We start from the raw sequence: 23,905 nt of genomic DNA, 5'->3' as shown, positions 1-23,905 counted from the left end.
TTTGGAAGTCGGCGAAGCTGGCTGTCCCCGATCCAGCAACAACTGCCTCATACAATAAGGTCAAGAACAATGAGCGTATCTTTCCCGATCAGCAGCTCGACGGAGTTGAAACGCGGCGCCTTGGGTGTCGGCTTCATCATCTTCTTTGTGATTTCGGCGGCGAGTCCCTTGAGCGTCATCGCCGGCGGTTTCCCCATTGGCATCATGCTGGGCAACGGCGCTGGCACACCGGCATTGCTGATCTTGGCCTTGTTGGTGTTACTGGCGTTTTCGGCGGGCTACACCGCCATGTCCCGCCACATGACCAACGCCGGTGGTTTCTATGCCTTCACCTCCCGCGGCCTGGGTGGCTTGGCCGGCGGGGCGGCGGGGGTGCTGGCGATGTTCGCCTACAACATTCTCCAGGTTGGCCTCTACGGCATGTTCGGTGGCGTGGTCAGTGGCACGATGGCCAGCGTCTTTGGCCTGGACTTGCCCTGGTGGACCTATTCGCTCCTGGCGATGGCGAGTGTCGCGATTCTCGGTTATCGCAAGATCGACCTGTCGGCCCGGGTGCTGTCGGTAGTGGTCATTGCTGAGTACCTGGCGATCCTGACGCTGGATTTCGCCATTCTCACGACGGGTGGTGACAGCGGCATCAATCTCGATTCGTTCGAGCGCAGCCATGTGTTCAGCGGCACGCCGTCCATCGGCTTGCTGTTCTGCTTCGCGGCATTCATCGGCTTCGAGGCCACCACCATCTACGGCGAGGAGGCCAGGAACCCGCACCGTACGATTCCCATTGCTACCTACAGCTCGGTGCTGTTGATCGGTGGTTTCTATGCCCTGTCGGTCTGGGCGATGGTGATCGGCGTCGGGGCTGACAAGATCGTGCCGACCCTGCAGGCGCTCCAGGATCCGACGACGTTCATCTACGGCATGTCCGATCACTTTGTCGGCCCGCACCTGACCCAGGTCATCCGCGTGCTGTTCATGGTCAGCATCTACGCCGGGCTGCTGGCGTTTCACAATGCCGCGGCTCGTTACTTCTATGCCATCGGCCGTGACGGTTTGCTGCACAGCCGGTTGGGCACCACCCATCGCGTGCACCAGAGTCCGCACATGGGCTCGGTCCTGCAAAGCCTGATCGCGGCGGTGGTGGTACTGATCTTCGCCGCGCTGGACGCCGATCCGATCCTTCAGCTGTTCGCTTGGTTCTCCAACCTGGCCACGCTGTGCGTGATCCTGCTCATGGCGCTGACCTCAGCGGCGGTGTTTGTCTATTTTCGCGCTCATCCGGAGCTGAAGCTGGGGCTCTGGCGCGGTCGGATTCTTCCGGTCTTTTCGTGCCTGGCATTGCTGGCGGTCCTGGCCCTTGCGGTGATTCATTTCGACGTGCTGACCGGCGCCAGCCAACTGTTGTCCTACGGCCTTTGCGCCGTCATTCCCGCCGCGCTGATCGTCGGCGTGTTCCTCGCCGCCCGATTGCGCAAGTCCTCGCCCGAGCGGTTCATGGCGTTGGGCAGCCACAAGCTCTAGGGCGCCACGCGACCACGTCAAACCACACAAAAAACTGCGCTGTCGTTCGGGACGGTCCGGCAGCGCGTGAAAGGAAGATGCTATGCACGATTATCAAATGCTCATCAATGGGGCCCGGGTCGACGGCGAAAACGGCCACTTCGATGTGCTCAATCCGGCGACCGGTAGCGTGTTCGCCCGTTGCGCGGCCGGTTCCCTGGCCCAGCTGGACCTCGCTGTCGAAGCGGCGCAGTCGGCCTTTGTCGAGTGGCGACACAGCACCCATGAAGACCGCCGCCAACGCCTGCTGAGCATCGCTGTCGATCTCGAGCAGGAAGCCGAGGCATTGGCCCGGCTGATTGTCCTGGAGCAGGGCAAGCCGCTGGAACTGGCGTTCTCCGAAGTGATGGGCGCGGTGGCCTGGACGCGTTACGCCGCCGAACAACAGATCCCCGTGGAGTTGGTGGAGCAGACTCCGAGCCAGCGCATTGAACTGCACCGCAAGCCATTGGGCGTCGTTGCGTCGATCACGCCCTGGAACTGGCCCTTCATGATCGCCGTCTGGCACATCATGCCGGCATTGCGGGCCGGCAACTGCGTGATCAGCAAACCGTCGAGCCTGACCCCCTTGAGCACCCTGCGCCTGGTGGAAGTCATCGCTCGCCACGTGCCTCGGGGCGTGATCAATAGCGTGACCGGCGAACAGGGTTTCGGCAGCGCGATCACTGCCCACGCGGGCATCCAGAAGATTGTCTTCACCGGCTCCACCGCCACCGGCCAAAGCGTGATGCGCGGCGCTGCCGGCAACCTCAAGCGCCTGACGCTGGAGCTGGGCGGCAACGATGCCGCCATCGTGCTGCCAGGCACGTCGGTCGAGGCGGTTGCCGAAGATATTTTCCAGGCCGCGTTCCTGAACATGGGGCAGACCTGCGCCGCCCTCAAGCGCTTGTATATCCACCAATCCCAGTACGAGGACTTTGCCGAGGCCCTGACCCTGATCGCCCGGCGTCAGGTGGTGGGTGATGGCCTGGCGCCGGGGGTTACGTTTGGCCCAGTGCAGAACCTCGAACAGCTGGCGCTGGTGGAGGAGCTGGTGGCGGATGCCCGTGCCCAGGGGGCGCGTGTGTTGTGTGGCGGTGCCCGTCTGGACCGCCCGGGCTTTTTCTATCCGCCGACGCTGGTCGCCGATGTGACCGACGGGCAGCGCCTGGTGGATGAGGAGCAGTTCGGTCCGGTGTTGCCGCTGATTGCCTACCAGGATGTCGAGGATGTCCTGCGTCGCGCCAATGCTGGCGACATGGGCCTGGGTGGATCGGTCTGGGGCCGCGACAGCGAGCAGGCACAGGCCCTGGCCAGTCGCCTGGAATGTGGCATGGCCTGGGTCAACTGCCATGCGCAGATCCAGCCGAATACGCCGTTTGGCGGCAGCAAGATGTCCGGGTTCGGCGTCGAGTTCGGCCTTGAAGGGTTGCTGGAGTTCACCGGCCAGCAACTGCTGTACGTACGCAAGCGTGAAACAGAGTGAGGAGTACAACCATGTACGAGCAATACAAGACAGCACAAAAAAAATTCTGGCACCCGATGAGTTCTTCGGCGCCGGCGAACCGGTCCAAGACGTTGATCATCGCCCGTGGCGACGGTAACTACATCACCGATATCGACGGCCATCGCATGCTCGATGGTGTCGGCGGCTTGTGGAACGTGAACGTGGGCCATAACCGGGCTTCAGTGAAGGCAGCCATTGCCGCGCAACTGGACGAACTGGCTTATTACCAGACCTTCGATGGCATCGCTCATCCGCGGGTGTTCGACCTGGCTGAGCGGCTGACGTCGATGTTCGCCCAGGAAAACATGACCCGGGTGTTGTTCAGTTCAGGCGGTTCCGATGCGGTCGAGACGGCCCTGAAAATGGCCCGCCAATACTGGATCGCCAGCGGCGAGCCAGGGCGCACGCGCTTTCTGTCATTGCGCAATGGTTACCATGGCGTGCACATGGGCGGCACCTCCGTGGGCGGCAACGGCGTGTATCACTACAACCACGGGCCGCTGCTGGCGGGCTGTCATCTGCTCGATACGCCGTGGCTGTACCGCAACCCCTGGGACTGCCGCGATCCGGAGGAGTTGACCGATCACTGCATTCGCCAGTTGGAAGACCAGATCGCGCTGCTGGGTTCGCAAACCATTGCCGCGTTGGTCGCCGAGCCGGTGCAAGGTGCCGGTGGCGTGATCGTGCCGCCGGCGCATTACTGGAAGAGACTGCGTGAAGTCTGTGATCGCCACGGCATCTTGTTGATCGCCGATGAAGTGGTCACGGGGTTCGGCCGCACCGGCTGCATGCTCGGCAGCCGGGGCTGGGGCGTCGCGCCCGACGTGCTGTGCCTGGCCAAGGGCATCACCGCCGGCTACATCCCCATGGGCGCCACAGTGTTCAACCAGCGTATCGCCGATGCCATCGAGAATGGCCCGGGTTTCAGCAGCGTGATCATGCATGGCTACACCTACAGCGGTCACCCGACGGCGTGTGCGGCGGCCCTGGCGGTGCTGGACATCGTCGAAGCCGAGGACTTGCCGGGCAATGCCGGGAAAGTCGGTGCCCAATTGCTGGAGCAACTGCAGCCGCTGACCGAGCGTTATGCGGTGGTGGGCGAAGTGCGTGGCAAGGGCTTGATGATCGCCGTGGACCTGGTGGCGGACAAGGCCACCCGCGAGCCGCTGGACCCGGCCAATGGCCTGGCCTCGCGCATCGCCGAGCAGGCGCGCCGCGCCGGCGTACTGGTGCGCCCGATAGGCAACAAAATCGTGATGTCGCCACCGCTGACTCTCACCTCCGACGAGGCCGCCATGATGGTCGCTGCGTTGGACGGCGCGCTCGCCGATTGCCGCTAGCCCGACCCGCCGGCGCAGCGTGCTGCGCCGGCTCCTGAATATAAAGACAGCCTTCGAAGGCGCACCACAAGGAGCTCCAGCCATGCGGAACCTGTCGCGTATGGAATTTTTCGGCAGTGGCCTTGCCTGTACGCTGGCGCTCTGCGCTGCGAGTCAGGTCCAGGCCTATGAGTTGTATGCCGATGACGACACTCACCTCAATGCCGACATGCTGGCGGTGTTCGGCCATTTCAACAGCCGCAAGAACTACGACGGCAGGCCCGGCGGTTCAACCTGGCGCGAAGGCTTTATCAAGTATGGCGTCAGCGGCGACCAGGGCCTGGCCGGCCATGGCACCGCCTACGGGGCGTTCAGCCTGGTCAGTTCCGCCACTTGGGGCGACGGCGACGCGGCCGGCAATACGCTGGGCAGCGAGCGCACGACGAAGATCGAAGACGCTTACCTGGGTTGGCGTTCCGCCGATCTGTTCCCTGTGTTGGGGCAGGACGGTGTCGATATCTCCGGCGGCCGCCAGGTGGTCAAGCTGGGCAGGGGATTCTTGATCAACGATGACGGGCCGAACCTGGGCAAGGGGCCTGCCGATGGTCGCTTGAATCGCGGTGGCGCCTATTACCTGGCTGCCCGGCATGCATTCGATCAAACCGCCGTATTACGTCTGGGCGGGCAGGAGGGGCTGCATGGCAGCGTGGTGTGGCTCAAGTCCGACAACCGTGCCCAGGCCGAAACCGAACTGGCCGCCGGCACGCTCGATTACACCGCCAAGGCGGGCACGTTGGGGCTGACCTGGATACATGGCCTCGACGTGAACGAGCAGTGGGCCAGCGATTTCCAGAAGCAACGCAAGGGCATGGACGTCTACAGCGTCCGTGGTGAAGGCGACGCGGGCATCGAGAACGCCAGCCTGGCATTCGAATACGCCTGGCAGGACAAGGACGCCGGCCCGCAGAACGCCTGGTACGCCGAGGCCGGCTACACCTTTGCCGATCTCGCCTGGGCACCCAAGCTGACGTACCGCTACAGCCGCTATTCGCAGAAGTGGGATTCGCTGTTCACCGGGCAGAGCACGGGTTATGGCACGTGGTTCCAGGGTGAAGTCGCGGGCAATTATGCCGGGCCCTTCAACAGCAACACGGGCATTCATCATGTCGGCCTGACCGCCAAGCCGCTGGAGAACCTGACCCTCGGTGCGTTGTACTTCGATTACAACACTGTGCGTAAAGACAACGGCCTGAACCTGGATGCCCGTGAGCTGGATCTGTATGCCGAGTGGGCCGTCAACGAGCATTTGATCGTCACCCCGCTGATCGGCCTCTACAAGCCGGATCGGGATGCAACGACCGGGGGCAATCAAGTGGCGGGCAATGGTACCAACGTGTACAGCCAGGTGACGGTGGCCGTGCCGTTCTGAGGCAGGAGTGGTTCGATAAACCCTGTGGCGAGGGGATTTATCCCCGTTGGGCTGCGCAGCAGCCCCCCATACAAGTCAACTCAATCTATCTGACACACCGAGTTGTTTAGCTTTTAGGACTGCTGCGCAGTCCAACGGGGATAAATCCCCTCGCCACAGGGGAGCGTTTTTATTGAGTGAGCAGTGTCCCTGTTGTCTAGCTGACAGCAGGCGGATGTTGCATCCGCTCGGCAATCCGCCGGGTGGTGTCCATCACCATTTCAATCACGGTTTCCTGGCGCAGCAGTTTGAAGCTGTCGGTGCTGCCGACGGCTGAAAGGCTGCCCACCACCTCGTCGAGCTCGGGGTTGACGATCGGCGCCGCGATACCGGTGAGGCCCAGGTTGAGTTCATCGTGGGTCATGCAATAGCCATCCTTGCGGATCTTTTTCGCTGCTTTGGAAAAGCTTGCCCAGTCATGGCCGCTGTCGGGGTCGTTGGCCAGGTGTTCTTCGAACAGGCGTTGCAGGCGCCGACCCTTCTGGAAGGCGATCAATACCTTGGATTGCGCACCGCGAAAAAACGGCAGTGGTTGGCCGCGGCCGAATGCGAACTGGTAGGTGTCACTGGGTTCGGCGATGTAGGTGTTGATGATGCGGCCGTCGTAAAAAACGCTGGCGAATACCGCCAGGCCAGTGGCGTCGGACAGCTCGTGCATCAACTCGCGGCCTGCCACGAGGATCGGGTCGTACTGCCGCATCATCCAGTCCAGCTCAATGATGCGTGGCCCCAGGCCGTAGCTGCCGGCATCGACCCTGACCAGCAGGCCCGCATCACACAAATCCTTGACGTAGCGGTACACAGTCGCCCGTGACAGGCCCATGCGCTCGGCAATGGTGTCGGGGTCGATCTTCAGCGTTTCCGGGCCGAACAGGTCCAGCACACTCAGCATTTTGCTCAGACTGCTCATTTCGCTCCTAAAGGGGGGAATGGCGCGTAGGTGGTCGTTGGGTGAGCACTATAGGTAGGTGCGCCGATGATGAAAAGCCCGCTCGTTCGGCGAACAGGGCGTCGCCACGATACGCCAGTGCTTGAGAAAAACAAACATATTGAAGGTGGTATTCGAGTTGTTATTTTGCATAAATCTCAAAATAAGAGCTTTTGTATGTAAAAATACTTGAGTGAAGGGTTTTTCTGTGTGATAAATCTCAGCCACTGCAAACGCTCGATCAAGAGGGCTGGAAATGAATGGTGCGCAACTGATAGTGAAAGCGGCGGTGGCGAGCGGTATCGAATACTGCTTCGCCAATCCCGGAACGACTGAAATCCCCCTGGTGGCAGCCATGGCCAGTGCGCCAGCCCTCAAGCCGGTGTTGTCCTTGTTCGAAGGGGTGTGCACCGGTGCTGCGGACGGCTACGGCCGGATTGCCGGCAAGCCGGCGATGACCCTGACTCACCTGGGGCCAGGCTTTGCCAATGGCATTGCCAACCTGCACAACGCGCGTCGCGCCAACACCCCGATCGTCAACGTCATCGGCGATCACGCGTCATGGCACGTCAATTACGATCCGCCACTGGCCAGTGATATCCAGGCGCTGGCCGGGAGTGTTTCCGGGTGGGTGCGCACATCGCGCACCGCATCGGGTGTTGGCGAAGATTTCCAAGAGGCAGTGCGTGCCGCTTGGCAAGCCAACGGGCAGATCGCCAGCCTGATTCTTCCGATGGACCTGCAAGCCAACACGGTGCGGCACGAGAAAGCCTTCGCGGCATTGCAGGCCCCGGTTCGCCGTTTTGCCGGTGACCGGATCGAGGCGGTCGCCCAGGCCCTGCGTGATGGCCAGCGCCTGGTGTTTATCGTTGGCGACCAAGGCTTGTCCGTCGCCGGACTCGAAGCGGCGGGGCGCCTGGCTCAGTTGCCGGGCGTACGCCTGTTCGCCGAAACCTTTCCGCGCCTGAGCTATCGCGGCGGTGGTTTGCCTGACCTGGATCGCCTGCCGTACTTCCCCGAAGTGGCCATTGAGATCCTTGACCAGTACGACGCGGTGGTGTGCGCCGGCGTGCCGGACCCGATCAGTTATTTCGGCTACGAAGGCATCGCTTCTCGCCTGGCCGAACGTGAACGCCTGCTCTGCCTGGCGCAAGTAGGGGACGATGTTGCCGGCGCGCTCACTGCACTTGCCGATGCGCTTGAAGCGCCGGCTTATGTGCCAACGCCAACCGGTATCGAACTGCCGCCAGGCGACGCTACGTTGACCCCGCAGTCCGTGGGGCAGGTGCTGGCCGCATCGCTGCCGGACGACTGCATCGTTTCGGTGGAAGGCGGGACGTGCGGCTATCCATTCTTCACCGCGTCGGCCCATGCCGCACGGCATCGGGTCTTGACCAACACCGGTGGGGCCATCGGCCAGGGCATCCCGGTGGGCTTTGGCGCCGCCATGGCCGAGCGCGGCAACCGCGTCTTCTGCCTGCAATCGGACGGCAGTGCCCAGTACACCATCCAGACCTTGTGGAGCATCGCCCGCGAGCAACTGCCGGTAGTGATCCTGATCGCGGCCAACCACCGCTACGCCATCCTGCAGAACGAGTTGCGCCGCTTCGGCATGACCGAGCTGGGCCCCGAGGCCCTGAGCCTGACGGTGCTGGACCGTCCGCGCATCGATTGGAAGGCCTTGGCCAAGGGTTACGGATTGCCGGCCAGCACCGTGCACACCAACGGTGAGTTGCAGCGCGCCCTGGCCAACGCCAAGGCCGATGGCGGTCCTTGCCTGATTGAAATGGCACTGTGAAGGAGCGGATATGAGCCCGATTCAATTGTTACCAGCGGTCGAGAAGTTCCTGTCGCTGCCCGGGCGCCTGTTTATCGGCGGCACCTGGCAGGATGCCGCCAACGGCCGTCGGTTTGCCGTGGAAAACCCGGCCACTGAGCACACCCTGGCGGAAGTCGCCGAAGGCGGTGCACGTGACGTGGATGCCGCCGTCGCTGCCGCCCGCGCGGCCTTCACCGGGCCTTGGGCGCAGCACTCACCGGCGCAGCGCGGGTTGTTGCTGTTTCGCCTGGCGGAACTGCTCGACCAGCATCGCGAAGAGCTGGCGCAACTGATCACCCTGGAAAACGGCAAGCCGATCGGCGCGGCCCGGGGCGAAGCGGCCAGTGCGGCCAATATCATTCGTTATTTCGCTGGCTGGCCGACCAAGATCGAAGGCAGCACGCTGCCGGTATCGCCTTCCAGTGGCGCGCCGATGCTCAACTACACCTTGCGTGAGCCGGTGGGTGTCTGCGCCTTGATTGTGCCGTGGAACTTCCCGCTGACCATGTGCGTGTGGAAGCTTGGCCCGGCGCTGGCGACCGGTTGTGTCGCGGTGCTCAAGCCCGCCGAGCAGACGCCTCTGGTTGCGATTCGCCTGGTGCAATTGATCGAGGCCGCCGGTTTCCCGGCTGGGGTGGTCAACCTGCTCACCGGCCTCGGTGCGCATACCGGCGCTCCGCTGGCCCAGCACCCGGACGTGGACAAGATCGCCTTCACCGGTTCGACCCAGGTGGGGCGACTGATCGCCCAGGCGGCCACCGGCAACATGAAAAAGGTCTCCCTGGAGCTGGGTGGCAAGTCCCCCAACATCATTCTTCCGGACGCCGATATCGCCCGTGCCGCCAAGGGCGCCGCCGACGGCATTTTCTACAACCAGGGCCAGGTCTGCACCGCCGGATCGCGTCTGTACGTGCACGCCAGCGTCCTCGATCAGGTGCTTGAAGAACTCCAGCGCCACGCGGCCGCCCATGTGTTGGGGCCGGGCCTGAATCCGGCCAGCAGCATGGGCCCGCTGGTCTCGGCCCGGCAATTGGGCACGGTGCGCGGCTACCTGCAACGGGGCCAGGAAGAGGGCGCCGAACTGATCTGCGGCGGTGACCGCCCGGCCCACCTGGAGCGCGGCCACTTCATCCGGCCCAGCGTGTTTCTCGACCGCGCCGAGCGCGCCTGTGTCGCCCGGGAGGAAATCTTCGGCCCGGTACTGACCGTGATGAGCTGGACCGAGATCGATGAACTGGTGCTGCGCGCCAACGACTCGCCTTACGGCCTGGCGGCGGGTCTCTGGACCCGTGACTTACGCTCCGCCCATCGCGTGGCCGCCCAGTTGAAGGCTGGCTCGGTGTGGATCAACTGCTGGAACGTCGTCGACCCGGCCTCGCCATTTGGTGGCTACAAGCAATCCGGCTGGGGCCGGGAAATGAGTAAGAACGTGATCGATGCCTACACCGAAACCAAGAGTGTCTTCGTCGATCTCGCCTGAGCCGAACAATCACAAGAGGAACTGCTATGGATCTGGAATTACAAGGCCGCGTGGCGATCGTCACTGGCGGTGGCATGGGCATCGGCAAGGAAGTCGCGCGCTTTCTGTCCCAGGAAGGTTGCAAGGTGGTGATCTGCGCACGGCGGATGGAGTTTCTCCAGCAAGCCGCCGAGGAAATCACCGCGCAGACCGGCAACGAGGTGCTGCCGCTGTTTTGTGACACCAACCAGATGTCGGCGGTGTCCGACATGGTCGAGGCTGCCCACAAGCACTTTGGTCGCATCGACATCCTGGTCAATGGCGCCGCGGCACCGTCCGGTGTGGTGCGCAACGACATCGAGCATGCCGGCGACGACGAATTGCTCTCGGACCTCAACACCAAGGTGATCGGCTATTTCCGTTGCGCCAAGGCCGTGACCCCACACATGAAGGCCGGCGGCTTCGGTCGCATCATCAATATCGGTGGCCTGACCGGGCGTGGCAGCAAGGTCCTCTCGGGCATGCGTAACCTGGCCATCGCCCACATGACCAAGACACTCTCCGACCAACTGGGCCCCTCCGGCATCACCGTCAACCTGATCCACCCCGGCGTGGTGGACACCCCGCACATCCAGGAGCTGTATGAGCGCGAAGGGATCAAGCAGGGCAAGACGCCCGGGCAGGTGGAGCAGGGCTACATCGATGCGACACCGATCCGGCGCACCTTGGCGCCCATTGAAATGGGCTGGCTGATCGGTTTCCTCGCTTCCCCCAAGGCAGGTGCCGTGACCGGGGAATCCATTGGCATCGACGGCGGCTTGACCCGTGGCATCTTCATTTGAGGAGCAGCAGTGATGAGTAACGGAACCCTTTTGGTCGCCACCGTCGGGCAAGCGGTGATCCGCAGTGCCGACGATGGCCGTACCTGGCATCGCCTGGGCCTGGGCCAGGACCTGGAATTCGACGCGATCAGCCGATCCCTGAGTTTCCATCCGGGTACGCCCGAGGTGATTTACGCCGGTACCGATATCGGCCTGTGCATCAGCCGCGATACCGGCGGCCATTGGCAGCGGGTGGATTCGCCGTTCAATGGGCAGACCGTCTGGAAAGTGGCCGTGGACCCACAGGATGCACAGCGCATTTTCGTCGGCACCGGTGCACCGTCGCGCGCCGTGCTGTGGCGCACCCTCGACGGTGGCCAGCACTGGGATCGTGCCCCCGTGGAGATCCCGGAGTTCTGCGACGGCGTCAGTCGTCCACGCTTGCTGGCCTTCGCCTACGATCCGACGGATCGCAACCAGCTCTGGTTCGGCCTGGAAGAGGGCGGGCTGTTCCACAGCCGTGACGGTGGCGAGAGCTGGACACGCGTCGATGACCGCCTGCTGTGGGACTACAACTCGGACGTGCACAACATCGTCGTCCTGCCCAACCATGGGCAAAAGGTCATCGTCGTGGTGTGCGTCAACGCCGTTTACCGCAGCCTCGACGAGGGGCAGACCTGGACCGGCATCGTCGCCCGGGAAGCCTTCGGCCTGTACTACGTACGCGCCATGAATGCACCGTTGGGCAGCGAGGACACGCTCTACCTGAGCATCTCCGACGGCACTCCAGGCACGACCAGCAAGGTCCTGGTGTCCCGGGATGCCGCCCTCCGTTGGGAAGTGCTGCCGCTGCCACAACAGCCCAACTCCTGTGTCTGGGCGATTGCCTTGAACCCTGCCGACCCTCGCCAGATTGTCGCCGGTACCAAGTACGGGCATCTGTTCACTTCCGAGAATGGCGGTGACGGCTGGCAGAAGCAGTGGCGTGAATTCAGTGAAATCGCTGATGTGCTCTGGACGCCCGCCGTGGCGCAAATCAAGTCCGGGCATCAATCCATCATCAAGAAGAACTGAGGTATCGCGCGATGAAAGTCGAAGTCGTTCGTACTCACCTGTCGCTATCCGTGAGCGACCCGGAAGTGTCGGCGCGTTGGTACGCCGATGTGCTGGGCATGCATGAAAGCGCCCGGGGTGAAAGCTGGATCATGATGGCCTTCGGTGCCAAGCACCACGACATCGCTTTGCTGCGCGCAGCACCCGGGGCCCACCAGGGCGGCCTGGGGCTGCAGCACTACGGGCTGGAGATTGCGGGCGACATGACCACCCTGCGCAAGCTCTACGGCATGTTGCTGAACAAGGGCGTCGAGGTGGTGAAGATCACCGACCACGAAATCGGCAACGGCGTGTATTTCAACGACCCCGACGGCAATCGCCTGGAATTCTTCCTCGAATCCGAACATGACGACGAGCGCGGCAAGGCCCGCTTCAAGGCCGCTGGGGCCCCCAGCCGGCATTTCGATCTCGACCCACTTTAAAGAGGCAAGTCTGATGAAAACCGCGAATTTCGCCAGTTACCACATCCGCAAATGGTACACCTTCGTCGAGGAAACCCTGGCCAACGAAACCGGCCAGTTGGCCGATGGCGAGCCGCTGTTCAAGTACGCCATTGGGGCGGTGATCGCCAACCCTTACGCCGGACGTTTCAGCGAAAGCCTGGCCGAGTTGATAGAACCGTCACCCTTGCTCGGCCAGGAGTTTGGTCGGCGTATCCAAGCCTTGGCCGGCGAGCATGAGATTGTCAGCTACGGCAAGGCGTGCCTGGTGGGCAGCCAGGGCGAGTATGAGCACGGCAATGCATTGCTGACCAATCCGGCGGCGGATCCGATCCGTGTCGCATTGGGCGGTGGCAAGTCCTGGGTGCCTTCCACCGGCAAACGTGGCGGGCCTGGCGTGACCATCGACGTGCCGCTGGCCCACAAGGACGCGCTGTATGTCCGCTCCCATTACGACAGTATTTCCCTGACGTTCGGTGATGGTCCCTCGGCCGACGAGTTGATCATCATCTGGGCCTTCGCCACGCGCGGGCGTTTGCACGCACGCCTGGGTGGCCTCCAGGCCGCTGACGTCAAGGGCAATGACGGCCTGTATTGAGGTGCGCTGACGTGGGAAGCCAACGAATGTCTGCAAACAGCCAGTTCTTCACCAATCGTTCGGGAATGCGCCTGCACTACTTGTCGTGGGGCAACGCGTCAGGCATTCCCGTGCTGTTGCTGCATGGGCTGCGGGCCTATGCCCAGACCTGGGCGTCCTTGGCCGATGCGTTGGGCGAGCAATTCTGCTGCCATGCCCTGGACCAGCGTGGCCGTGGCGACAGCGACTGGGCAGAGGCTTCCAGCTACCGGACCGAAGCCTATGTCAGCGATCTGGACGATTGGGTCAAGCACCTGGGGCTGGAGCGTTTCGTGCTGGTGGGGCATTCCCTCGGCGGCACCAATGCGCTGGAGTATGCCCGGCTCAATCCTGGACGCCTGCAAGCCCTGGTGATCGAAGACATTGGCCCCGGCTCGTCGATCAACGGCGACGGTGCCGAGCGCATCCGTCGCGAAATGAGCCAGACGCCCCTGTCGTTTCCCGACTGGGAAAGTGCCGCGCAATTCTGGCGCCGCTCACGTCCCGGTCTGTCCGCCGAGGGGCTGGCGTCCAGGTTGACCCATTCGATGAAGGAAACCCCGGCAGGCATCGGCTGGCGCCATGATCAGGCCGGCATTGCCCAGGCGCGCCTGAGCATCACCCCGACCGATCTGTGGCCGGCGGTCCGGGCGCTGGATTGCCCGACGCTGTTCATCCGGGGCGCGCGCTCCGATTTTCTGCCCGAGGCGACCCTGGAGGCGATGAAGGAGGCCAATCCGCGCGTGCATACAGCGCAAATCGCCGACGCCAGCCATTATGTCCATGACGATCAGGAGGACACGTTCAACCTTGTCGTCATGGACTACTTGCACGACCAATGCCTACAACCACAACAACAAAGCGGTGAATAGCGATGAAGCAGGAGAAAACCCAGGTTGTCATCGTGGGCGGCGGCCCCAACGGGATCACGGCCGCTCATTACATGGGGCTGTACGGCATCGACTGCATCGTCCTTGAATTGGCTGACGGCGTCCTGCCGTATCCGCGCGCGGTGGGCATGGATGACGAGGCGCTGCGGGTGTTGCAGGGCATCGGCATCGCCGAGTTGGCCGCGCGCGACATGATCTGCAACGTGCCCTTGCGTTACTACAATGCGCGAGGCGTCTGTTTTGCCGAGGTCAAGCCGAGCACGGCTCACTATGGCTGGCCGATGCGCAACATCTTCATGCAACAGTTGCTGGAAACCACATTGCGCGAGCAATTGGGCAAGCACGCCAGTGTCGAGCTGCGCCAGGGCCATGAAATGCTCGATCTGGAGCAGGATGCCGAGGGCGTGACCTTGCAGGTGCGCGATGCCCAGGGCGAGCTCTATCAATTGCAGGCACAGTACGTGATCGGTGCCGATGGCGGACGTTCCAGCGTGCGCAAGAAACTCGGCATCGAACTGCTGGGGCTGACCCATCCGCGCAAATGGGTGGTGATCGACACGGCCAACGACAGCCTGGATGCACCGTATACCGCCCTGCATGCCGACCCTCAGCGACCCTTCGTCTGCATCTACTTGCCGTACCAGCAACGACGCTGGGAATTCATGCTCCTGGAGGGCGAAGACGAGACCCGGATGTGCGAAGAGGCGACGATCCGGGACTTGATCCGTGGGCATATCGGCGATGCGGTCGATCAATTGGAAATCATCCGGATCCGCGCCTACACCCATAACTCCCGGGTCGCGGCGCGCTTTGTCCAGGGCCGTGTGGCATTGGTGGGCGATGCGGCGCATATTTCCCCGCCCTGGGCCGGGCAGGGGCTCAATTCGGGCTTGCGTGATGTCGCCAACGTCACCTGGAAGCTTGCCGCGATCCTCCAAGGTCGGGCGTCGCCGGCGATTCTTGCCAGCTACGATCAGGAGCGCCGTGGGCATGCGACCGACCTCATCGCGTTGGCCGACAACATGGGTGCAGTGCTGGGGCTGACCAACCCGTTGATGGCCGGTGTGCGGGACTGGTTGTTCCAGGCCGTCAACAGCGTCGACAACCTGCGCTCGCACTTGCTGGAATTCAAGTTCAAACCCAAGGCGACCATCACCAAAGGCCTGGTTCATCACGAGCGTGCCGAGCTGCATGAGGATGATCTGGTCGGGCAATTGTTCATCCAGCCGTCTGTCGAGGACGCCCAGGGTCAGCGCCGGCGCCTGGACGACGTGCTGGGGCATTCCTATGCGGTGCTGGGGTATCGGGTCAATCCGAGTGAACAGCTCAGCAAGCAAACCGCCGCCTGGTGGGCGCGCTGGGAGACGCGTTTCATCCAGATCAATCGCTCGCGCAGTGGCGTGGGGCATAACCAACCCTTGTCCGCCAGCGGCGCCATTTGCGTCGAGGACGTCGATAACCGCTTGGGCGAATGGTTTGCCAAGGTGCGTGACTGCGTTGTGGTGGTGCGGCCGGATCGGTTCGTTGCCGCGATTACCACACCCGAGCGGCTCGAAGGCGTCTTGCGCAAACTGGCGGAGCAACTCTCATGAGCCGCGAAGATCATCTGTTGGTTCGGCTTCACGATGCCGCGCAGGCCGTGCACGCCTTGCCTTCGTTGGAACCAGAGGCCGTCGACCTGCCGACCGGCTACACCTTGCAGCGCGAGGCATTGCGCCGGCGCCAGGTCGCGGGTGAGCGGTTGACTGGGTGGAAGGTGGCCTTCGCCGGCCGCGCCGCCCAGGACCGTTTCGGTATTGATGAACCGGTATTGGGTGCGCTGACCGATGCCATGGCTGTGGAACCCGGCAACACGATACCCCTGGCACGGCTGATCCAGCCCAAGCTGGAAATCGAGCTGGCGTTTGTCCTGGGACGTACGCTGGTGCCCGGTTTCTACAGCGACGAGGACATCCTCGCCGCCGTGTCCGAGGTCGCGCCAGCCTTCGAAATTGCCGATAGTCGCTGGCAGGGCTGGCGTTTCGGCGTCGGCGGGTTTCTTGCCGACAATGCCGCCGCGGCGCTGTATTGCCTGGGTTCGCGGGTCAGGTTCCATCCCGAGCAATTGGCCCACGTGGATTATCGCCTGGCGTGCGATGGGGTGCCTTGTGGCGAGGGCAATGCCCAGGCGCGCGAGGACATGCCCCAGGCCAACCTGTGCTGGTTGGTGCGGCGCTTGCTGGCCGACGGGCAGTGCATTGAAGAGGGCCAGGTGGTGTTGTCCGGATCTTTATTGGCACCTCTGGACATCAAGGCTGGCGAGTACCGGTTGTACATGCTTGGCATGGAACTGGCTTTGGTTTTCCGGCAGTAAGCACCGTTCACTCAAGGAAACGCCGAACCCGTGGCGAGGGAGCTTGCTCCCGCTTGAGTGCGAAGCGCTCACAAAAATGGGTCTGCTGCGCAGCCCAGCGGGAGCAAGCTCCCTCGCCACGGGGTTCAGATGTCCTTGAGCAACCTTACCAGGCAATAAACGCAGCGCCACCGAGGACCAACGATCATGTTCGCCGAAGTCCGTACCTTCAATGATCCTCAACAACACGCCGGTTCGATCCTGGGCTGGCAACAGGTCTATGACCAGCTCGGGCGTGGCTGCCTTTCCAGTGAGCTGCGCCAGGTGTGCGCCGAACGTTTCCAGATTTTCCAGGAGGTGCTGGATAAACGCGTGGTGCAGCACGGTTGCGCGCCAAAAGGGCGATTGTGCATCGCCATGTCGCTGGGCGGTGCGCCGGTGGTCCAGGGGCACCAGGTAGGCGCCCACAGCGTCGTGTTGTTGCGCGATGGCGAGGACTTCGTCTTGCACGCTCCGGAAGGCATGCACTTCTTTGCGGCCAATGTCGACACGGTGCGGTTCGCCAAGCTGGCGGCCTACGAACTGTCGAGCGAGCAGCTCAAGCGTTTGAAAAGCGTGTCCCAGGTCAGCGTGGATGAGGCGGTGCTGCGCCGCGTGCAGCAAAGGATCCACCCACTGTTCCGTCACCTTTTGGAACAGGCGGACGCGGTCAATCCGGCCTCGGAAAAAATCCTCGAAGACGTCCTGCTCAACGCCTTTCTCGATCTGTTCAGTCACGCTTCGGACGAGGTGCGTGGCCGGCGCGGCAATTTTGCCGTCAGTGCCTATCTGGTCAAGCGTTGCCAAGAGCTGGTCGTCGCCAGCGCAGAGGTGCCCTTGAGCATCCTTGATTTGTGCGAGCAATTGCGGGTAAGCCGCAGGACCCTGCAGAACAGTTTCCAGGCGGTCACCGGGATGCGCCCGGTGGAGTACCTGCGCAACCTGCGGCTCAATGCCGTGCGCCGGCGTTTGATCACGACCCGTGCGGCCGCGCTGAACGTCAGTGAAATCGCTGTGGCGATGGGGTTTTTCCACCTGAGTCATTTTGCGGCCCATTACCGGGCGCTGTTTGGCGAGTCACCCTCGGATACACCCAGGGCACCTGCATGATGGGCTCCAAATGCGCAGTGAAATCTGTGGTGAGGGGATTTAGCGAAACGTCGCACCGCCCCGCTGGGCCGCGAAGCGGCCCTGAACCCAGCCACCGCAATGTGCCAGGTTGGCTGCATTCGGCCTTTTTTGGGGCTGCTGCGCAGCCCGGCGGGGCGGTGCGACGTTTCGCTAAATCCCCTCGCCACAATTAATCTTACAAATCCTTGGGTAACTGGCATTGCGGTGTTACCGAAGCGCCCTCGTGCACCCATAACAGGCAGTCGCTGAGCTATTTGGTAGCACACGTGTGCGATCCAAGGTTTCAGGCAGGCAGTCGTTTTCGCTGAAAATTCCTTCAAATCAAACGCTTGCATGATCATGGGAGAGCTTGGCACGCATTCTGCTTTCTTGAATCCGTGGATAATTGGATACAAAAATGCAGAAGGTGCTGCCATGCAATTTGCCCCGACTTACGCTGAACGCCCACCGATGACCGCCGAGGAGGAGGCCTACAACTTCCTGCTCGATGCCATTTGTGGCGGTCGGTTACGCAAAGGCGACCGGCTGATTGCCGAGGACATTGCCAACGAGATCGGCATGAGCCGGATGCCGGTGCGCGAAGCCTTCCGTCGTCTGGATGCCCAGGGCCTGGTGACCCTGCGACCCAATCGCGGGGCGATTGTCAGCGGCCTGGACATCGACGAGTTGCACGAAGTCTTCGAGATGCGCAGCGCTCTGGAAGGCCTGGCAGTTCGTGTCGCGACAGCCAGAATTGGCGAGCGCCAGTTGGCTGCCTTGGAGCGACTGCTGGACGAGATGGACGATTACCGCGAGGAAAGCGCCGAGTGGGTCAGCCGCCATCGCGCGTTCCATGAATACCTGTGCAGCCTCAGCGGTCGTCCGCGATTGCTCAAGCAGATCAGCGCGCTGTATTCCTTGATCGAAGCGCCCATGCGCCTGTGGTTGCAGCATGTGGAAAAGCCCCTGAGTGCGCGCCAGGAGCACATGCTGATCCTCGACGCCCTGCGTGCGGGCGATGCCGGGAAGGCCGAGGCGGTGGTGCGTGCGCACATCGAGGGCACCGTTCCTGAATTGATCGAGTTCCTGCAATCGAAAAAATAACGAGAGCAGGAGATTAGACCTGCCCGTGTTCTGACTTTGAGTACTGCCCGTTACTTACTGAACTGGAGTGTCTGGTCATGCATAAGCCTCGCCTGTTGGTTGCCGCTTTATCCTTGGGTGTCTGTGCGCAGTGGGCGGTTGCCGCGCCCGTTGTCCCGGAGCGCTTGCTCAAGGTCGACAAACTCGTCTACTGCTCAGGCATGGATTCGCCGCCGCTGGTGTCTTTCGATGAGGCGCAGAAACCCAAGGGATTGACCGTGGACCTGGGGCTGGAAATCGCCAAGCGCCTGGGTGACAAGAAGGTGGAGTGGCGGGTCATTCCCTTTTCCGGATTGCTCCCCGCATTGCTGGCCCGCCAGTGCGACATGATTGTCGATCAGCTGTTCGACAAGCCCGAGCGCCGCGAGGTGATCGACATCGTCAACTACATGTATTCCAGCCAGGCGGTGGTGGTGCCCAAGGGCAATCCGAAGGGCCTCAAGACACTGCCGGATCTCTCCGGGCACAAGGTCGCGGTGCTCAACGGTTCCACCATCAAGACCCTGCTCGACGCCGAAAACGAAACCCTGGCCAAGGCCGGCAAGCCGGCGATGAAGCTGGTGGTCTACAACACGGACACCGATGCCTTCCAGGCCCTGCGCATCAGCCAGGTCGACGCCTATGGCACCACCGTGGAAACCGCTGGTTACTACGCGGCCATGGCGCCCGACCTGTTCGAGGAGGGCGTGCCGGCCTTCAGCCGGATTCTCACCGGCCTGGGCATTCGCAAGGACGATCCGCAACTGACCGCTGCCGTGCAGCAGGTGATCGGCGATATGCGCAGCGACGGCAGCTACACCCAGTTGCTTGGCAAATGGCATGTCGCCAGTGACACACTTGATTGAGGTGAACCACCGATGAATTTCAATTGGGATGTGTTCTGGCAGTACCTGCTGCAGCCCAGTGGGGTGTACCTCACCGGGCTCTGGCTGACCTGCCTGATCAGTGTGCTGGCGATGCTGCTGGGCTGCGCCCTCGGGCTGGCCGCCGCGTTGCTGCGGTTGTCGAGCAACCCATTACTGCATTTGCCAGTGCGCTTTTACGTGTGGCTGATGCGCGGCACACCGTTGCTGGTGCAGATCGTCTTTCTCTATACCGCGCTGGCCGCCGGCGGGATTTTCCGCTTCGAAGACATCGACCTGTTCGGCCTGGTGATCCCCGGCAATATCCAGGCGGCGATCATTGCCCTGGGCCTCAACGAGGGGGCCTACATGGCCGAGATCATCCGCGCCGGCATCGGTGCGGTGGACAAGGGCCAATACGAGGCCGGGCGCTCGCTGGGCATGACCTTCGCCAAACTGATGCGCCGCATTGTGCTGCCCCAGGCGTTGCGGGTCATCGTTCCGCCGCTGGGCAACGAGTTCAACGTGATGCTCAAGAACACCACGCTGGTCAGCGTGATCGGCGTACAGGAATTGTTGCTCAGTACCCAGATGGTCACCTCGGCGACGTTCCGGGTGTTCGAACTGTATCTGGTGGTGGCGATCTACTTCCTGTTGCTGACCACGTTGTGGGGCTTTTTCCAGCGCTGGCTGGAGGCCCGTTTCGGCCAATCGGACCGGCCTTCGTCGCCACCGCCGGCGTCGACGCGGATGTTCGGTCGCAGCACCCTGAACCTGCTGAGGGCACGTTAACCATGGCGCATAAAAGCGAAGAGCTGATTATCGAGGCGCTGGACGTGCACAAGTCCTTCGGCGAGCTGCAGATTCTCAAGGGCATTTCCCTGCAAGTGCGGCGCGGCGAAGTGGTGGTGCTGATCGGCGCTTCGGGCTCCGGCAAGACCACCTTCATCCGTTGCATCAACTTGCTGGAGGACATCCAGGGCGGGCGTATCCGCGTCAACGGCCGGGCCATGGGCTATCGCGAGCGGGCCGACGGCAGCCTGGTGCGTGAGTCGGAGCGCAACATCGCCCGGCAGCGGCGGGACATCGGCATGGTCTTCCAACGCTTCAACCTGTTTCCTCACATGACGGCCCTGGAGAACATCATCGAGGCGCCGATCCAGGTGCTTGGCGTGACCCGCACCGCAGCGCTGGAGCAGGCCCGCGGCCTGCTGGAGCGGGTCGGCCTGGCGGACAAGGCCGATCACTACCCGTCGATGCTTTCCGGCGGCCAGCAACAGCGGGTGGCGATTGCCCGGGCCCTGGCCATGAAACCCCAGGCCATGTTGTTCGATGAACCCACCAGCGCCCTCGACCCGGAGACCGTCGGCGAGGTGTTGCACGTGATGAAGGAGCTGGCCGAGGAGGGGATGACCATGGTCGTGGTGACCCATGAAATGGGCTTTGCCCGGGAAGTGGCCGACCGTGTGGTGGTCCTGGACCAGGGCGAGCTCATCGAGCAGGGGCCGCCGGAGCAGATTTTCTGTCACCCCGTCCATCCTCGTACCCGGGCTTTTCTCAGTCGCGTGCTATGACCTTTCCCGGCCACTGAATTCTGTATCGAAGAGCCTTCGCCATGCTGAAATTTTCTGCCCACGAATACCCTTATCCGTCGCAACGCCAAAGCGTTTTCGCCCGTCGAGGCATGGTCGCCGCGTCCCAGCCCCTGGCTGCCCAGGCGGGCATCGAGATCATGCAAAAGGGCGGCAATGCCATCGACGCCGCCATCGCCACGGCCGCCGCACTGACGGTGGTGGAACCCACCGGTTGTGGCATCGGCGGCGATGCCTTCGCGCTGGTCTGGTGCAAGGGCCAGTTGCACGGCCTCAACGGCAACGGCCATGCCCCGGCCGCCTTGAGCATCGAGACGGTCAAGGCCGCCGGCCATGAGCAGATGCCGCTCTATGGCTGGACACCGGTGACCGTCCCTGGCTGCCCGTCGGCCTGGGCCGAGTTGTCCCGACGCTTTGGCAAGCTGCCCTTTGCCGAGCTGCTGCAACCGGCGATCAGCCTGGCGCGGGACGGCTTTGCGCTGTCGCCGGTGGTTGCCCATCAATGGCAGGTCGCGGTGAACGAATTCACGCCCCATCGCGATGTCGTCCTCGAGGCCTGGTTCGAGACTTTCCTGATCGAAGGCCGAGCGCCACGGGCCGGGGAGATTTTTCGCAACCCGGCCCAGGCGCGCACCCTCCAGGAGTTGGCCGACACCCGCTGCGAGAGCCTGTATCGCGGTGCGTTGGCCGAGCGCCTGGACGCCCATTCCCGGGCCAGCGGCGGCTATCTGCGAGCTTCGGACCTCAAGGATTATCGCGCCCAGTGGGTGGAGCCCATCCATGTCAATTACCGAGGCGTGGATGTCTGGGAAATCCCACCGAGCGGGCAGGGCCTGGTGGCCTTGATGGCGTTGAAGATACTGGAAGGCTTCGACTTCGATCACCGTGACAGCCAACAGACCTGGCATCGCCAACTGGAAGCGATGAAGCTGGCCTACAGCGACGGCCTGCACTACATCACCGATCCTTTGCACATGCGCGTGGCGGTGGCCGACCTGCTCAGCGATGACTACAGTGCCCGCCGTCGTCGGCAGATCGGCGAACAGGCCCAGCCGCCCGCGCCCGGTGACCCCCACGCCAGCGGCACGGTGTACCTGGCGACCGCGGATGGAGAGGGCAATATGGTCTCGTTCATCCAGAGCAACTACCACGGGTTTGGCTCCGGCGTGGTGCTGCCCGACAGCGGTATTGCCCTGCAGAACCGTGGGCAGGAATTCAGCCTCGATCCGACCCACGTCAACTGCCTGGCTCCCGGCAAGAAGACCTTCCATACCATCATTCCCGGTTTCCTCACCCGCAATGGCCAGGCCCTCGGTCCCTTCGGCGTGATGGGCGGCTACATGCAGCCCCAGGGGCATGTGCAGATGGTCATGAACCTGGTGGATTTCGGCCTGAACCCGCAAGCGGCGCTGGATGCGCCGCGCTGGCAATGGCTGGGGGCGATGAGGGTCGGGATCGAGCACGGGGCCTCACGGGACCTGGCCAATGCGCTGGCGCGACGGGGGCATGAGGTCCGGATCGCCAGCGATCTGACCGACTATGGCCGCGGCCAAATTATCCTGCGTGACCCGGTCAGCGGCGTGCTGTGCGGCGGTACCGAGCCCCGGGCGGATTCGCATATTGCCGTTTGGTAAATGCGCGATCCGCCGATGCCTGGAGTGTCTGCGGATCGCGTTTGCCGCTCAAGGCCGATTGCCACAGGTCAAATCAGCGCTTTTCTTCAGGCGGTACTGGCCTGACGCTCCTCATTGCTCAAGCATCAATGTGCGCCAGACAACTACCGGCGCAGCAACTGGCGCGGCGGTGTCTTGCACCTGCTTGTTTTTCTCCACGGTTGCCGGGGCCGAACGGGGCTCCTTTGTTGTCGGATCCTGGTCGCTCTGCGGCGCCGGTACGCTTTCACTCATCGGCCATTCCCGAGTGGATCTTGATGACGACCTTACCCTTCGATCGTCCTTGTTCGACATAGCTCAGGGCATCGGCTGTCGCGTCGAAGGGGAAGGATCGGTCAAGCACCGGCTTGATGCTGCCGGACTCGACGAGCGTGGTGATCTCCCGCAACTGAGGACCATTGGCACGCATGTACACGAAGGCGTAGCTCACTCCCTTTCGGTGGGCCTTGCGGCGTATACCGCGGCTCAACAGGCCCATGATCAGTCTCAGCACCCAGGAAAGTCCCTGGGCCTGGGCGAACTGTGGGGTGGGGGGGCCGGAGATGGAAATGAGTTGGCCGCCTGGTTTCAGGATCTTCAGCGATTTCTCCAGCTCATCGGCGCCCAGGCTGTTCAACACGACGTCATAGTCCTGCAGGACGCTTGAGAAATCCTGTTGTTTGTAATCGATGACAACGTCTGCGCCCAGGGCTTTGACCCACGGCACATTGCGGGTGCTGGTGCTGGTCGCCACGAAAGCGCCGAGGTGCTTGGCAAGCTGGATGGCGAGGGTGCCGACACCACCTGAACCGGCCTGGATGAAGACTTTTTGGCCTTTCTTCAGCCGGGCGGTTTCAACCAGTACCTGCCAGGCGGTCAGGGCGACCAAGGGCAGGGCGGCGGCTTCTTCCATGCTGATGTTTGCCGGTTTCACGGCCAGGGCATTTTCGTTCACTGAAATCTGCTCGGCGAAGGTGCCGATGTGCCCGTCCGGGGCGCGGGCATAGACTTCATCGCCCGGCTTGAATTGCTCGACACGGGATCCCACGCGGACCACGACCCCGGCCAAGTCATGACCCAATGCCAAGGGAAAGGAGTAGGGCAGGATCAGCTTGAATTCGCCTTTACTGATCTTTGAATCCAGCAAATTGACGCTGGCAGCCCGCACGCGGACCAGAACGTCGTGGTCACCCACGTCAGGGGCCGGTAACTCGCCGATACGACCACTGTGCTTGCCGTAGCGGTCGATTAAAAATGCCTTCATGGTGCTTTGCTCTCA

22 protein-coding genes are annotated in these 23,905 nt (G+C 62.7%); 19 read left to right on the top strand and 3 right to left on the bottom strand.

What is annotated here, in order from left to right:
* The first annotated feature begins 69 nt into the window (after positions 1-69).
* The 4 genes from BT116_RS00605 (at position 70) to BT116_RS00590 (ending at position 5,791) form a co-directional block, all read left to right on the top strand.
* Entirely contained in the window at positions 70-1,518 is a 1,449-nt protein-coding gene (locus BT116_RS00605) for an APC family permease (RefSeq protein WP_072339123.1), read from the top strand.
* Positions 1,519-1,600: 82 nt separating this feature from the next.
* Positions 1,601-3,022, top strand: a complete 1,422-nt coding sequence (locus BT116_RS00600; RefSeq protein ID WP_072339120.1) for an aldehyde dehydrogenase family protein — start codon at positions 1,601-1,603, stop codon at positions 3,020-3,022.
* An 11-nt stretch (positions 3,023-3,033) separates the two neighbouring features.
* Complete coding sequence (locus tag BT116_RS00595; protein WP_072339118.1) at positions 3,034-4,383, top strand: aminotransferase class III-fold pyridoxal phosphate-dependent enzyme; 1,350 nt, start codon at positions 3,034-3,036, stop codon at positions 4,381-4,383.
* Positions 4,384-4,465: 82 nt separating this feature from the next.
* Positions 4,466-5,791 (top strand): alginate export family protein, encoded by a 1,326-nt coding sequence (locus tag BT116_RS00590; RefSeq protein ID WP_072339116.1) that lies wholly within the window; start codon positions 4,466-4,468, stop codon positions 5,789-5,791.
* 196 nt (positions 5,792-5,987) lie between these two features.
* Here the strand turns inward: BT116_RS00590 and BT116_RS00585 are convergent, their stop codons facing one another.
* Positions 5,988-6,740 (bottom strand): IclR family transcriptional regulator, encoded by a 753-nt coding sequence (locus BT116_RS00585; protein WP_072339114.1) that lies wholly within the window; start codon positions 6,738-6,740, stop codon positions 5,988-5,990.
* Positions 6,741-7,014: 274 nt separating this feature from the next.
* On the opposite strand from BT116_RS00585, the gene BT116_RS00580 reads away from it, so the two are divergent.
* The 15 genes from BT116_RS00580 to BT116_RS00510 all read left to right on the top strand — a co-directional run bounded on the left by BT116_RS00580 (position 7,015) and on the right by BT116_RS00510 (position 22,608).
* A complete protein-coding gene (locus tag BT116_RS00580; RefSeq protein WP_072339112.1) occupies positions 7,015-8,556 on the top strand; it encodes an acetolactate synthase large subunit in 1,542 nt (513 codons plus the stop codon).
* A 10-nt stretch (positions 8,557-8,566) separates the two neighbouring features.
* On the top strand, positions 8,567-10,057 hold the full coding sequence (locus BT116_RS00575) for an aldehyde dehydrogenase family protein (protein WP_072339110.1): 1,491 nt from the start codon (positions 8,567-8,569) through the stop codon (positions 10,055-10,057).
* A gap of 26 nt (positions 10,058-10,083) precedes the next feature.
* Positions 10,084-10,878, top strand: coding sequence for an SDR family NAD(P)-dependent oxidoreductase (locus tag BT116_RS00570; RefSeq protein ID WP_072339108.1), 795 nt, complete (start codon positions 10,084-10,086; stop codon positions 10,876-10,878).
* Between the two features lie 12 nt (positions 10,879-10,890).
* Entirely contained in the window at positions 10,891-11,931 is a 1,041-nt protein-coding gene (locus BT116_RS00565; RefSeq protein ID WP_072339106.1) for a VPS10 domain-containing protein, read from the top strand.
* Positions 11,932-11,942: 11 nt separating this feature from the next.
* A complete protein-coding gene (locus tag BT116_RS00560) occupies positions 11,943-12,392 on the top strand; it encodes a VOC family protein (RefSeq protein WP_058546791.1) in 450 nt (149 codons plus the stop codon).
* 13 nt (positions 12,393-12,405) lie between these two features.
* Positions 12,406-13,008: an amino acid synthesis family protein gene (locus BT116_RS00555; protein WP_072339104.1), complete on the top strand. Its 603-nt coding sequence runs from the start codon at positions 12,406-12,408 to the stop codon at positions 13,006-13,008.
* Between the two features lie 26 nt (positions 13,009-13,034).
* Positions 13,035-13,898 carry an alpha/beta fold hydrolase gene (locus BT116_RS00550; RefSeq protein WP_072339102.1) on the top strand — a complete coding sequence of 288 codons (864 nt, stop codon included), beginning with the start codon at positions 13,035-13,037 and terminating at the stop codon, positions 13,896-13,898.
* A gap of 2 nt (positions 13,899-13,900) precedes the next feature.
* Entirely contained in the window at positions 13,901-15,508 is a 1,608-nt protein-coding gene (locus BT116_RS00545; RefSeq protein WP_072339100.1) for a bifunctional 3-(3-hydroxy-phenyl)propionate/3-hydroxycinnamic acid hydroxylase, read from the top strand.
* Positions 15,505-16,269 (top strand): 2-keto-4-pentenoate hydratase, encoded by a 765-nt coding sequence (locus BT116_RS00540; RefSeq protein WP_072339098.1) that lies wholly within the window; start codon positions 15,505-15,507, stop codon positions 16,267-16,269. Before BT116_RS00545 ends, BT116_RS00540 begins: the two co-directional genes overlap by 4 nt.
* A 186-nt stretch (positions 16,270-16,455) precedes the next feature.
* Positions 16,456-17,397, top strand: coding sequence for a helix-turn-helix domain-containing protein (locus BT116_RS00535; protein ID WP_072339096.1), 942 nt, complete (start codon positions 16,456-16,458; stop codon positions 17,395-17,397).
* A gap of 435 nt (positions 17,398-17,832) precedes the next feature.
* Positions 17,833-18,501, top strand: a complete 669-nt coding sequence (locus BT116_RS00530) for a GntR family transcriptional regulator (protein ID WP_072339094.1) — start codon at positions 17,833-17,835, stop codon at positions 18,499-18,501.
* A 77-nt stretch (positions 18,502-18,578) separates the two neighbouring features.
* Positions 18,579-19,385 (top strand): ABC transporter substrate-binding protein, encoded by an 807-nt coding sequence (locus tag BT116_RS00525; RefSeq protein WP_072339092.1) that lies wholly within the window; start codon positions 18,579-18,581, stop codon positions 19,383-19,385.
* Positions 19,386-19,397: 12 nt separating this feature from the next.
* Entirely contained in the window at positions 19,398-20,174 is a 777-nt protein-coding gene (locus BT116_RS00520; RefSeq protein ID WP_072339090.1) for an amino acid ABC transporter permease, read from the top strand.
* A gap of 2 nt (positions 20,175-20,176) precedes the next feature.
* Positions 20,177-20,956 carry an amino acid ABC transporter ATP-binding protein gene (locus BT116_RS00515; RefSeq protein ID WP_072339088.1) on the top strand — a complete coding sequence of 260 codons (780 nt, stop codon included), beginning with the start codon at positions 20,177-20,179 and terminating at the stop codon, positions 20,954-20,956.
* 41 nt (positions 20,957-20,997) lie between these two features.
* Positions 20,998-22,608, top strand: coding sequence for a gamma-glutamyltransferase family protein (locus tag BT116_RS00510; protein ID WP_072339086.1), 1,611 nt, complete (start codon positions 20,998-21,000; stop codon positions 22,606-22,608).
* 111 nt (positions 22,609-22,719) lie between these two features.
* Here BT116_RS00510 and BT116_RS30950 read toward each other — a convergent pair whose 3' ends face one another.
* Entirely contained in the window at positions 22,720-22,881 is a 162-nt protein-coding gene (locus BT116_RS30950) for a hypothetical protein (protein ID WP_170845922.1), read from the bottom strand.
* Positions 22,874-23,890 (bottom strand): NADP-dependent oxidoreductase, encoded by a 1,017-nt coding sequence (locus BT116_RS00505; protein WP_072339084.1) that lies wholly within the window; start codon positions 23,888-23,890, stop codon positions 22,874-22,876. Before BT116_RS00505 ends, BT116_RS30950 begins: the two co-directional genes overlap by 8 nt.
* Positions 23,891-23,905: the final 15 nt, after the last annotated feature.

The organism is Pseudomonas sp. NFACC16-2 (assembly GCF_900119205.1).
GTDB lineage: Bacteria > Pseudomonadota > Gammaproteobacteria > Pseudomonadales > Pseudomonadaceae > Aquipseudomonas > Aquipseudomonas fluorescens_Q.
This window is presented reverse-complemented; position numbering and strand designations above follow the sequence as displayed.

What these genes read in the sequence shown, in the direction of transcription:
- BT116_RS00605 (WP_072339123.1), top strand. Translation starts at nt 70, where the DNA reads ATGAGCGTATCTTTCCCGATCAGCAGCTCGACGGAGTTGAAACGCGGC.
- BT116_RS00600 (WP_072339120.1), top strand. Translation starts at nt 1,601, where the DNA reads ATGCACGATTATCAAATGCTCATCAATGGGGCCCGGGTCGACGGCGAA.
- BT116_RS00595 (WP_072339118.1), top strand. Translation starts at nt 3,034, where the DNA reads ATGTACGAGCAATACAAGACAGCACAAAAAAAATTCTGGCACCCGATG.
- BT116_RS00590 (WP_072339116.1), top strand. Translation starts at nt 4,466, where the DNA reads ATGCGGAACCTGTCGCGTATGGAATTTTTCGGCAGTGGCCTTGCCTGT.
- BT116_RS00585 (WP_072339114.1), bottom strand. Translation starts at nt 6,740, where the DNA reads ATGAGCAGTCTGAGCAAAATGCTGAGTGTGCTGGACCTGTTCGGCCCG.
- BT116_RS00580 (WP_072339112.1), top strand. Translation starts at nt 7,015, where the DNA reads ATGAATGGTGCGCAACTGATAGTGAAAGCGGCGGTGGCGAGCGGTATC.
- BT116_RS00575 (WP_072339110.1), top strand. Translation starts at nt 8,567, where the DNA reads ATGAGCCCGATTCAATTGTTACCAGCGGTCGAGAAGTTCCTGTCGCTG.
- BT116_RS00570 (WP_072339108.1), top strand. Translation starts at nt 10,084, where the DNA reads ATGGATCTGGAATTACAAGGCCGCGTGGCGATCGTCACTGGCGGTGGC.
- BT116_RS00565 (WP_072339106.1), top strand. Translation starts at nt 10,891, where the DNA reads ATGAGTAACGGAACCCTTTTGGTCGCCACCGTCGGGCAAGCGGTGATC.
- BT116_RS00560 (WP_058546791.1), top strand. Translation starts at nt 11,943, where the DNA reads ATGAAAGTCGAAGTCGTTCGTACTCACCTGTCGCTATCCGTGAGCGAC.
- BT116_RS00555 (WP_072339104.1), top strand. Translation starts at nt 12,406, where the DNA reads ATGAAAACCGCGAATTTCGCCAGTTACCACATCCGCAAATGGTACACC.
- BT116_RS00550 (WP_072339102.1), top strand. Translation starts at nt 13,035, where the DNA reads ATGTCTGCAAACAGCCAGTTCTTCACCAATCGTTCGGGAATGCGCCTG.
- BT116_RS00545 (WP_072339100.1), top strand. Translation starts at nt 13,901, where the DNA reads ATGAAGCAGGAGAAAACCCAGGTTGTCATCGTGGGCGGCGGCCCCAAC.
- BT116_RS00540 (WP_072339098.1), top strand. Translation starts at nt 15,505, where the DNA reads ATGAGCCGCGAAGATCATCTGTTGGTTCGGCTTCACGATGCCGCGCAG.
- BT116_RS00535 (WP_072339096.1), top strand. Translation starts at nt 16,456, where the DNA reads ATGTTCGCCGAAGTCCGTACCTTCAATGATCCTCAACAACACGCCGGT.
- BT116_RS00530 (WP_072339094.1), top strand. Translation starts at nt 17,833, where the DNA reads ATGCAATTTGCCCCGACTTACGCTGAACGCCCACCGATGACCGCCGAG.
- BT116_RS00525 (WP_072339092.1), top strand. Translation starts at nt 18,579, where the DNA reads ATGCATAAGCCTCGCCTGTTGGTTGCCGCTTTATCCTTGGGTGTCTGT.
- BT116_RS00520 (WP_072339090.1), top strand. Translation starts at nt 19,398, where the DNA reads ATGAATTTCAATTGGGATGTGTTCTGGCAGTACCTGCTGCAGCCCAGT.
- BT116_RS00515 (WP_072339088.1), top strand. Translation starts at nt 20,177, where the DNA reads ATGGCGCATAAAAGCGAAGAGCTGATTATCGAGGCGCTGGACGTGCAC.
- BT116_RS00510 (WP_072339086.1), top strand. Translation starts at nt 20,998, where the DNA reads ATGCTGAAATTTTCTGCCCACGAATACCCTTATCCGTCGCAACGCCAA.
- BT116_RS30950 (WP_170845922.1), bottom strand. Translation starts at nt 22,881, where the DNA reads ATGAGTGAAAGCGTACCGGCGCCGCAGAGCGACCAGGATCCGACAACA.
- BT116_RS00505 (WP_072339084.1), bottom strand. Translation starts at nt 23,890, where the DNA reads ATGAAGGCATTTTTAATCGACCGCTACGGCAAGCACAGTGGTCGTATC.